Origin of the sequence: Massilia sp. PWRC2 (assembly GCF_049896725.1) — a bacterium.
Taxonomy (GTDB): Bacteria; Pseudomonadota; Gammaproteobacteria; order Burkholderiales; family Burkholderiaceae_D; genus JAFCUW01.
On the sequence record NZ_JAFCUW010000004.1, the window covers coordinates 269,331 to 278,720 of the forward strand.

Consider the following 9,390-nt stretch of genomic DNA (forward strand, 5'->3'; position numbering starts at 1 on the left):
CGGGAATTGCCATGCCTGTCGTTACCGCGTTGCTGACCGGCCTGCTATTTGGCATCGGCTTGATCGTCGCCGGCATGACCGATCCTGCCAAGGTCCAGGGCTTTCTCGACCTGGCTGGCCGCTGGGATCCTTCGCTGGGGCTGGTGATGGCTGGCGCCATTGCGGTCGGCCTGGTCGCCTTCCGCATCGCCGCCGGCCACCGCCGCTCGTGGCTGGGACTGCCCATGCGGCTGCCCACCGCCACCGTCATCGACCGCCGCCTGGTGCTGGGCAGTGTCGCCTTCGGTGCCGGCTGGGGCCTGGCTGGCTATTGTCCCGGGCCCGCGCTGGCGGCACTGCTGTTTGGCGGCAAGCCCCTGCTGTTCGCTGGTGCCATGCTGGCCGGCATGCTGCTGTTTGATCGGCTGGAGCGCCGCGCGGCGCCGCCAAGCGCTGCTGACACTATCGTACAATGACGGCACCATGCCCATGCCAATGTTCCCGATCCAGCTGTTCGACGTCGAATCGTCCACCTTTACCTATTTGCTGGTGGCCGAGGATGGCCGCGCGGCGGCACTGATCGATGCGGTCGAACGCCACCTGCAGCGCGACCTGCTGCATCTTGAGCGCCTCGGCCTGCAACTGGCCTACGTGCTGGAAACCCATGCGCATGCCGACCATGTGACCTCGGCCGGCCAGTTGCGCAAGCTGACCGGTGCCAGGGCGGCAGTGCCGGCCGGTTGCGGCATCGCCGCGGCCGAACTGCAACTCGAAGATGGCGACATGATTCGCTTTGGCAGCGGCGAACAGATCGCCGTGCTGCACACGCCCGGCCACACGGCTGGCAGCGTCAGTTACCTGTGGCGCGGTAACCTGTTTAGCGGCGACACCCTGCTCATCAATGGTTGTGGCCGCACCGACTTCCAGGGCGGCAGCGCCGCCGCGCTCTACCACAGCGTGGTCGACAAACTGTTTACCCTGCCCGCCGCCACCCGCGTCTGGCCCGCCCATGATTACCATGGGCAGTCGGTGTCGACCATCGGCTGGGAGCGGGCGCACAATGCCCGCCTGGCCGCGCACAGCGAGGGTGATTTTGTCGCCCTGATGGCAGCGCTCGACTTGCCGAAGCCACGCTTGATCGATATCGCCGTGCCGGCCAACCGTTTGCTCGGTCTGCGACACGGGGTGTGATCGGCACTGTGATCGGGGGCGCGATCGCCACCGCCTTCACCATGCCAGCGCAGCGCCGCGATTGTTCTGTCTTACTGCGGGCCGACGGGCGTTTGTTGAATGGCAAGGCACCCCCGCTGCTGACGCTCACCCCAGCACCAGGCTGACCGCCTCGCGCAGCGCCTGCCGTGTAAACGGTTTGGTGAGCACCGCCTGCACCCCCATCAAACTGGCCGAGGCCAGATTAAATTCCGCCGAAATCGAGCGCCGTCCACCGGACATGGCGATGATCGGCGCCGCATTGCCCTGCTGTGACAGGGCAAGAATGGTTTCCACCCCATCCATATTGGGCATCAGGATATCGGTGATGATCAATTCGGGCGGCGCCTTGCCGATTTGCTGCAGGGCCAACACGCCGTCAGCGGCGGTGGCGACCCGGTGGCCATCTGCCGTCAGCATGGTCACCAGCAATTGCAGGAACTGGGTGTCGTCCTCGACGACCAGGATGTGCGCCATGAAAAGCCTACCTTTCTGTAATGGTCTCTGCCTGCTGCTGCGGCACATGCGCTTCTTTGAGCGGCAGGAAAATATGAAAACTGGTGCCGACGCCCACTTCGCTGTGGATCTGCATGTCGCCGCCCAGATCGGCGACGATGCCATACACCACCGACAAACCGAGGCCACTGCCCTTGCCCGGCTCCTTGGTGGTAAAAAACGGATCGAGCGCGCGCTGCTGGACCGCCGCCGTCATGCCACTGCCATCATCGGTGACGATGATGCAAATACGCCGCAGCACGGCGCCGTGCAGACCGATCTCCGGCGGCGCCGGCAGCACCTCAACCACCAGCGTGCCGTTGCCAGCCATCGCATCGGCCGCGTTCAGGCACAGGTTGATGATGATCTGCTCGATCTGCAGGGGATCGGCGAGGGTGTCGGCACGCGCAAACTGCGCGCGGAACACCACATCGATGCCAGCGCCCAGGCTGACCCGCATCATCGCGATGGCATCGTGGACGGCCTTGACGGCGTCGACCAGCACCGGCGCAATCGGGGTCTGGCGGGCGAACGCCAGCATGCGCACGATCAGGTCGCGCGCGCGCATGCTGGCGGCCAGGATTTCATGGGCATAGGCGTCGCTGATGGCGGCTTCCTCCAACTCTTCCTGCAACAGTTCGGCGTAGCCATTGATGACGCTGAGGATGGTGTTGAAATCATGGGCAATGCCAGCGGCCATGGTGCCGATCGCTTCGAGCCGGCCCGCCTGGGCGGCGCGCACGCGGAATGCTTCGCTCTGCTCGCGCTTGCGGCGCAGCGCCAGGCTGTAGACCATCAACAGTTCCATCAGCGGTGCCGTCAGGCTGCCAGCCACCTGCGCCAACGGCAGCGCCGGGTACTCGCGCGCCAGCCGGCGCACGGCGCCGTGGTGAACATCGATACAGTCTTCCGGCAGCATGCCCTGCCTGAAGAACTCGCGTCCGAGGTCGGCGGTGCCGGCCAGCGCCAATTCGGTGTCGCTGGCAAACAGGGTGTCGCACAGCAGCCGGTAATAGCGCGCCGCCTGCGTGCAGGATGCGGCCGGCCTCATCGCTGCGCCTTCGGTGCCGACAGGCTGATGGTCACCCGCGTCAGCCCCGGTTGCGATTCGATGACGAAGCTGTCGGTCAGCCGCCGCACCCCGGGCAAGCCGGCGCCCAGGCTGCCGCCGGTACTGAAATCGTCCTGCATGGCGCGTTCGATGCGGGCGATGCCGGGCCCCTGGTCTTCGACTACCACGCGCACGCAGCGGTAGGAGGCATCGGAGACGTCGTCGATCCAGCAGGCACCCACGCCGGCGAAATCGACGACGTTGCGCGCCAGTTCGGCGACGGCGGTGACCAGCCGGGTCTGATCGGCATTGCCAAAGCCCAGCGCAGCGCCCAGCTGGCGGGCCAGGCGGCGCGCCTGCACGATGTCGGCCGGGCCGGTGATCAGGACGCTGGCCGGGGTGGCGGGGGCGACGGGATGGTGGCGGTGCATGGGCGCTCCTGGCAGGCGGGGTGGGTAGGTGCGAAGGTGACGATCGATGTATCGATGGGTCGATGGCGCGCTCTAAAACAGTTCGAAGGCGGGCGGATCATCGGCGCCGGCCGCCGACGGCATGCAGTGGCGCTGCTCTTCATCGAGATAGTCGCGCGTGAGCAGCGCCAGCCGCGCCGGCAGGGTGGCGCCGTCGCCGTCGAGCTCGCGCTGCAGGGCGCGGCGCCGGGCCAGGGCGCGCTGGATGCGCTCGATGGTCTGGCGCACCACGTCCTGGTGCTGGATCTGGCCGAGGGCGGCGGAAATATCGCCGGCCAGGCCTTCGTTGTGCTTGCTGACGACGGCAAAGCGGGTCTTGTAGTACTGGCTCATGTCTTCGAAATTGTCTTTCAGTTTTTCGATCGAGGCGACCGCCCGGGTGACCTGCCCCATCTGCGCCGACGACTCGGCCAGACCGACCGCCATGCCGCCCTCGACGACCAGGCGGGCACGCGCCAGGCCGTCGTGGATGCGACTGGCCACCGCCTCCGAGTCGGCAGCGAGCGTGCGCATCTGCCGCGCCACCACGGCAAAGGTGACGCCGGCCGGACCGGCGCGGCTGGCCTCGATCGCCGCATTGATCGACAGCATGTGCGACTGCCGGCTGATCGCGTGCACGCCTTCGACCAGCGCACTCATGGCGCCGATCTCTTCGATCACCGAGGCGACGTTGCGCAAGTCGCGCTCGAGCTTGGGCGGCATGGCGCCAATAAAACCACCGATCTCGACCAGATAGCGCACGCTGTCATTGATTTCGCGCCCCAGTTGATCAGCCTGCATGCCCGAGCTGTCCAGGTAGCGCACCACTTTTTCGGCCGAGTCGTACAGCTGGCGGATGTTGCTGACGATGGCCAGCGCCGCGCGCTCGGTGTCGACATTGATGCCGTCGAGGCGCTCGCCGATGGCCAGGTCGAGCGCATCGTGGCCGGCCAGGATGGCGACCAGCGGCGCCGCGGCCGCGGCTGCTGGCGCCACGGCCAATGGCGCCGGCGCCGCCAGCACCAGCGCCCGCACGGCGCGCACGGCCGCCAGCACCAGCAGCAGCAGCGCCATCAACAGCAGGGTGCCACCAGGCCGACCGAGCAGCCGGTCGATGCCGCCCAGCCAGGCCGGTGGCAACAACAGACCGGCAATGAGCAGCAAGGGAGCGGCGATGGTGGCGATGGTAGCAGCGGTGGCAAAAGGCGCAATGGCAGCAGCGCCGGTGCGCATGGCGCGCAGACGCGCCAGCGGGCGTCGCAGCAGAGGTCGCAGCAAATCAATCGCCCTGCCCGTGCCCCCCTGGCGGCGCAGGCGCACGAGTACGGACATCAGCAGGGGCAGCGGCAGCGGCACGCTCATGCACCCGGCAAAACCTGCTTGATGATGCGCACCAGGTCGGCGCTGGCGACCGGCTTGACCAGCCAGCCGCTGGCGCCGAGCGCCTTGGCCTCATCGCGGCGCGCCTGCTGGCTCTCGGTGGTCAGCGCCAGGATGGGAATAAAGCGAAAGCCCGTCAGCGCCCGCACCTTGCCGATCAGCTCGATACCACCCATGTTCGGCATATTGATGTCGGTGATGATCAGGTCGGGCTTGGGTCCCGCGCCCAGTTGCGCCAGCGCCAGTGCGCCATCGGCGGCCGACAGCACCTGGAAGCCGGCAATTTCCAGGCTATTTCTTAAACTCATAAGCATGGTGACGGAATCGTCGACGATCATGATGGTCTTGGCCATATCAGCTTTCCACGGTGGGAGTAGGGGCGAGTGCGCAGCACAGCCAGCTGCGCAGGATGGCGTCACGGGGCCAGGCGAGGACAGCGACGGCGCCGGCCATCAATACCTGCAGGTCGGCCGCGTGCAGATGGGTGCATGCCGACAGGTCGGCGCGTCCGTGCGGATGCTCTTGCAGCCACTGCAGCAAGCCTTCGGCTTCTTCGACGCTGACGACGTCGTCGAATCGGGCCAGATCGTCGGTGTAGGTAATCGCCATCAGATCAACTCCTTCAAATTGAGCACCATCAGCACGGCGCCATCGCCCAGCAGGGCCGAACCGCTGTAACCGGGCAGGCTGCCCAGCACGCCGCCCAGCGGTTTGAGGATGATGCCGGCCACTTCGCGGAAGTCATCGATCACCAGGCCGACCGGCTCGCCATTGATGCGGACCACCAAGGTTGCCAGTTCGTCGTGGTCATTGGCGCGCGGCGGCGCCCCCAGCACCAGCAATTGGTCGAGGGTGCGCAGCGGCACGATGCGCTCGCGCAGCACGGCGGTGCTGGCATTTTTCAGGGTGTGGACGGCGCTGCGCGGCAGCCGCACGGTTTCCACCACGATGTCCATCGGCACGCCAAAAATCTGCCCGCCCGCTTCGATGATCATCACGTGCGACAGCGCCATCGACAGCGGCAGCGACAGCCGCAGGCGGGTGCCCTGCCCCACCGTGCTGTCGAGTTCGACGGTGCCATGGACCTGTTCGACGGCGCTGCGCACCACATCCATGCCAACCCCGCGACCGGACAGATCGGACACCACCTCGGCAGTCGAAAAGCCGGCGGCGAACACCAGGTTGAGCGCGTCACGCTCGCTCATGCGGGCGCACTGGGCGGCATCGATCAAGCCCCGTTCAAGCGCGCGCGCCTTGACGACCTCGGGGTCGATGCCCTTGCCATCGTCGCTGATATCGATGATCACGCGGCCCCCCTCCTGGGCGGCGCGGATCAGCAGGCGGCCGCTGGCATGCTTGCCGGCCGCCAGCCGCACGGCGGGCAGCTCGAGGCCGTGATCGAGGCTATTGCGCACGATGTGGATGAGCGGATCGGCCAGCGCTTCGATGATGTTCTTGTCGGCTTCGGTGTGTTCGCCTTCGAGCACCAGGTTCACTTCCTTGCCCAGCTTGCGCGACAGGTCGCGCACCAGCCGGGGAAAGCGCTGGAAGACGAAAGACACCGGCATCATGCGCACCTGCATGATGGCGTCCTGCATCTCTTCGGCAATGCGGTTGATGACCGCGTATTGGGACTTGATCTCGCGCGCCAGTTCGCGCACGCCAAAGACGTTTTCGGCGCGCGCCGCCAGGTAGGGCAGGCTGTTCTTGGCCACCACCATTTCGCCGATCAGGTTCATCAAGTGGTCGACCTTGGTCTGGTCGACCTTGAGCGTCTTGACGCCGTCATCCTGGCGCCGCTGGTGCGCGGGGGCGGCGTCGGTGTCGGGCTCGGCAGCGGGGGCCGCAGCAGCAGCAGCAGCAGCCTCAGTGGCAGCGGCCACTGGAACCACGGCAGCCACGGCAACCACGGCTGCGCCGGCCGCCGTCAATTCCTCCAGCAACCAGTCGTGCAGCGGTGCGCCGCTGTCGGCGGCCAGCGCGCTGGCGAGGGCGGCGTCGAGCGCTGGCAGGCGCGCGCGCCGCTCCATGCTGCGCAGGCAGCCGGCGATGGTGACGGCAGCCGCGCGCAGGCGCCCCGCCAGTCCGGCGCCAGTGTCGGGCGCGGCCAGCACCCCCAGCTGGGCGGCGCAGATGGCAGCGCCAATGGCGGCGCGGCTGGGCAGCGCGTCGGCGCCGTCGCCGGACGCAGCCGCTGCCGCCGGGGCCAGCGCAGGCAGCAGCAGTGCCAGCACGCTGACCTGCTCGGGCACGTACCTAAAATGCTCATCGAGGGCGGCGCGCGGGGCGTCGCTGACCACATCGAAACTTAGCGCGCACCGGTAAGCGTCGAGCTGGGCCAGCGGCGGCCAGGCGGCGGCGGCCCGCACCTGCTGCCACAGGATCTGCGGGCTTTGCAGGACGTGATAAAACGGGTCTTCACCCTTGAAAAAACATTCGGGCTCAGGGGTGTAGCTGAGCCACCAGAGGGGGGCGGCATCGGCCGGGCGCGCGCGCCAGGCCGCCAGCACGGACGGCGGCAGCGCCGCCAGCACGCTGTCAGCCAGCGTGTCTTGCGGCGGCGCGGCAGCGTCGGCGGCGGCGGCAGCGCTCGCGCCGAGCAGCGCGCGCAGCGATTGCGCCAGCGCTGCGGAAGTCGCTGCGTGGCGCGCACCGCCGCCTTCACCGCCCTCGCCCAATTCATCGAGCAGCAGGCTGACAAAATCCATCGCCGCCAGCAGGCGGTCGGCCAGCGCGACGTCAAAGCCGCGCGCGCCTTCGCGCACCGCCACCATCAAGTCTTCGGCCGCGTGCAGCACGCGCGAGACTTCCGGCAGCTCGAACAGGCCGGCATTGCCCTTCAGGGTGTGCACCAGCCGAAACAGTTCGTCCATCAGGGCGCTGTCAGCCGGCGCCGACTCGAGCTCGATGAGGCGCTCGCCGATGCCCTGCAGGCCATCGCGCGCTTCGCTCAAAAACTGTTGCAGCAGCGCTGTCACAAGTCGTCCCCGATCAGGCAGTTGACGTGACCGAGCAGCACATGCGGTTTGGTCGGCTTGACCAGGTACAGGTTGGCGCCGGCCTGGTAGGCCTTGTCGCGGTCGGATGTCTTCGACTCGGTCGACACCATCACCGCCGGCACCTGGGCGATCGACGGTTCGGCGCGCAGCGCCCGTACCAGGGCGTAGCCGTCCATCTTCGGCATGTTGACATCGACCAGGTAGAGGTCGTAGGCCACGCCGAGCGCCTTTTCCAGCGCCTCGAAGCCGTTGATCGCTTCATCGACCTGGTAACCGGCCGCTTCCAGTATGCCACGGTGATACATGCGCACGGTGGCGGCGTCGTCGACGATCAAGATATGCTTCATGGGGTCCCCCGGGGTTTCTGATAGACGATCGCGGCAGGAAACTTGCGAATCTTGTATAGCGATGAAATACGGCTCATCGACTCCGAATGGCCCAGGCAAATGAAGCCGCCTGGCACCAGAGCGTCATAAAAAGTCTCGGCCGCCTGCTTTCTCGACAGGTCGTCAAAATAAATCAGCAGGTTGCGGCAAAACACCACGTCGAAATTGCGGTAGGGCCGGGTATCGGCCGCATCCATCAGGTTGACGCGGGTAAATTCGACGGCGCTGCGCAAGTCTTCGCTCAGCTGGTAGCCGTCGGCGGTGCTCTTGAAGTGGCGCTGCAGATAGGCGCGCGGCACGTGCTTGATCGAGCGCTCGCTGTAGCAGCCGGCGCGCGCCTGCGACAGGATGCGCGTATCGATGTCGGACGAAATGATTTCGACGTCCCATTCTTCGATGCCGGGCCAGCGCTCGAGCAGGCACATGGCAATCGAATAGGCTTCTTCGCCGGACGACGACGGCAGCACCCAGATGCGGATCGGCGCGCGGTCGGTCTTGCGCGCCACCAGTTCGGGCAGGATGGAATTGATGAGGCAATCAAACTGGTATTCTTCGCGAAAAAAATAGGTCTCGTTGATGGTCATCAGGTTCACCAGCGCCTGCAACTCGGCGCCCGAGGCCTGGAAGCGCAGCATCGTAAAGTAACTGCGAAAGCCGTCGCAGCCATTCGCTTCGATGCGTTCGACCAGGCGCTTGTCGACAAAATAGCGCTTGGCGTTGTCGAACTGGATGCCGGTCTTGCGATAAAAATATTCCTGAAATTTCTGGAAATCGTCTTCGCTGATGGTCACTTTCGCCATGGCTACTCCTTGCCGATACGCTGTTGTGCCAGCCCGGCGGCGAACACGATATATGGCTCGTCGGCAAAGCGCGCCAGCAGCCGTTCGAGGGGCGCGCGGGACGCTTGCGTGCCCACCTCGCCCAGCAGGTCGACGGCGGCGCCGCAGACGTTGACCACGGCGTCGTGTTCGATCACGCCGATCAGCCATGCTTCTACCTGCGGGTGGCGCAGCGACTCGAGCACGTTGACAGCCATGATGCGCACGTCCGAATCGGCGTCGGCCAGCAGCGCGCCCATCACCGGCGCGACTTCCTCGGGCAGCGCCTTCATCGCTTCGATCGCCTCGTTGCGGCGCGCCGCTTCTTCGCTGCGCAGCGCCGCCACCAGCGCGGCGACGGCGTCACTGTCGCCGCGCCGGGTCAGACTGGTGAGGATGACGTCGCGCACGGCGACCTCCTCCTCGCAGGCCAGCCGCGCTGCCAGCACGGCCGAGGCGCCGGCGTGAAACTGCAGGTCGCGCGCGGCCCAGCGCCGCACACTGGCGTCAGCGTCGTCGAGTTGGCGCGCCAGCGCGGCGGTATCGTCGCCGACCTCGGGCGCTGCAGCAGGGGCGACCGGGGCTTGCCCGGCGGCGCTGCGCGTGGATGAAATAAAAGCCATG

General features: G+C 66.8%; 12 protein-coding genes. 2 read left to right on the forward strand and 10 right to left on the reverse strand.

Translation table 11 applies throughout. From position 1 onward, the window contains the following. Positions 1–11: 11 nt before the first annotated feature. Both ACP7BZ_RS10740 and ACP7BZ_RS10745 read left to right on the forward strand, forming a co-directional pair. A complete protein-coding gene (locus ACP7BZ_RS10740) occupies positions 12–455 on the forward strand; it encodes a YeeE/YedE family protein (protein ID WP_426112878.1) in 444 nt (147 codons plus the stop codon). 13 nt (positions 456–468) lie between these two features. Further along, positions 469–1,170 carry an MBL fold metallo-hydrolase gene (locus ACP7BZ_RS10745; RefSeq protein WP_426113102.1) on the forward strand — a complete coding sequence of 234 codons (702 nt, stop codon included), beginning with the start codon at positions 469–471 and terminating at the stop codon, positions 1,168–1,170. A gap of 126 nt (positions 1,171–1,296) precedes the next feature. On the opposite strand, the gene ACP7BZ_RS10750 is transcribed toward ACP7BZ_RS10745, so the two are convergent. The 10 genes from ACP7BZ_RS10750 to ACP7BZ_RS10795 all read right to left on the reverse strand — a co-directional run bounded on the left by ACP7BZ_RS10750 (position 1,297) and on the right by ACP7BZ_RS10795 (position 9,389). After that, entirely contained in the window at positions 1,297–1,665 is a 369-nt protein-coding gene (locus ACP7BZ_RS10750) for a response regulator (RefSeq protein ID WP_426112880.1), read from the reverse strand. 7 nt (positions 1,666–1,672) lie between these two features. Then, on the reverse strand, positions 1,673–2,734 hold the full coding sequence (locus ACP7BZ_RS10755) for a sensor histidine kinase (protein ID WP_426112882.1): 1,062 nt from the start codon (positions 2,732–2,734) through the stop codon (positions 1,673–1,675). After that, positions 2,731–3,165 (reverse strand): anti-sigma regulatory factor, encoded by a 435-nt coding sequence (locus tag ACP7BZ_RS10760; protein WP_426112884.1) that lies wholly within the window; start codon positions 3,163–3,165, stop codon positions 2,731–2,733. Before ACP7BZ_RS10760 ends, ACP7BZ_RS10755 begins: the two co-directional genes overlap by 4 nt. 72 nt (positions 3,166–3,237) lie before the next feature. Further along, on the reverse strand, positions 3,238–4,545 hold the full coding sequence (locus tag ACP7BZ_RS10765; protein ID WP_426112886.1) for a methyl-accepting chemotaxis protein: 1,308 nt from the start codon (positions 4,543–4,545) through the stop codon (positions 3,238–3,240). Then, complete coding sequence (locus ACP7BZ_RS10770) at positions 4,542–4,916, reverse strand: response regulator (RefSeq protein WP_426112888.1); 375 nt, start codon at positions 4,914–4,916, stop codon at positions 4,542–4,544. The genes ACP7BZ_RS10765 and ACP7BZ_RS10770 overlap by 4 nt, the downstream gene beginning before the upstream one ends. Before the next feature lies 1 nt (position 4,917). Beyond that, a complete protein-coding gene (locus ACP7BZ_RS10775) occupies positions 4,918–5,172 on the reverse strand; it encodes a hypothetical protein (RefSeq protein ID WP_426112890.1) in 255 nt (84 codons plus the stop codon). Beyond that, positions 5,172–7,541, reverse strand: coding sequence for an ATP-binding protein (locus ACP7BZ_RS10780; RefSeq protein WP_426112892.1), 2,370 nt, complete (start codon positions 7,539–7,541; stop codon positions 5,172–5,174). Before ACP7BZ_RS10780 ends, ACP7BZ_RS10775 begins: the two co-directional genes overlap by 1 nt. Further along, the gene (locus tag ACP7BZ_RS10785; RefSeq protein WP_426112894.1) at positions 7,538–7,909 is read right to left on the reverse strand and encodes a response regulator; all 372 of its coding nucleotides are present in this window, start codon (positions 7,907–7,909) and stop codon (positions 7,538–7,540) included. Before ACP7BZ_RS10785 ends, ACP7BZ_RS10780 begins: the two co-directional genes overlap by 4 nt. Further along, the gene (locus ACP7BZ_RS10790) at positions 7,906–8,748 is read right to left on the reverse strand and encodes a CheR family methyltransferase (RefSeq protein WP_426112896.1); all 843 of its coding nucleotides are present in this window, start codon (positions 8,746–8,748) and stop codon (positions 7,906–7,908) included. Before ACP7BZ_RS10790 ends, ACP7BZ_RS10785 begins: the two co-directional genes overlap by 4 nt. 2 nt (positions 8,749–8,750) lie before the next feature. Beyond that, the gene (locus ACP7BZ_RS10795; protein WP_426112898.1) at positions 8,751–9,389 is read right to left on the reverse strand and encodes a HEAT repeat domain-containing protein; all 639 of its coding nucleotides are present in this window, start codon (positions 9,387–9,389) and stop codon (positions 8,751–8,753) included. Position 9,390 lies beyond the last annotated feature (1 nt).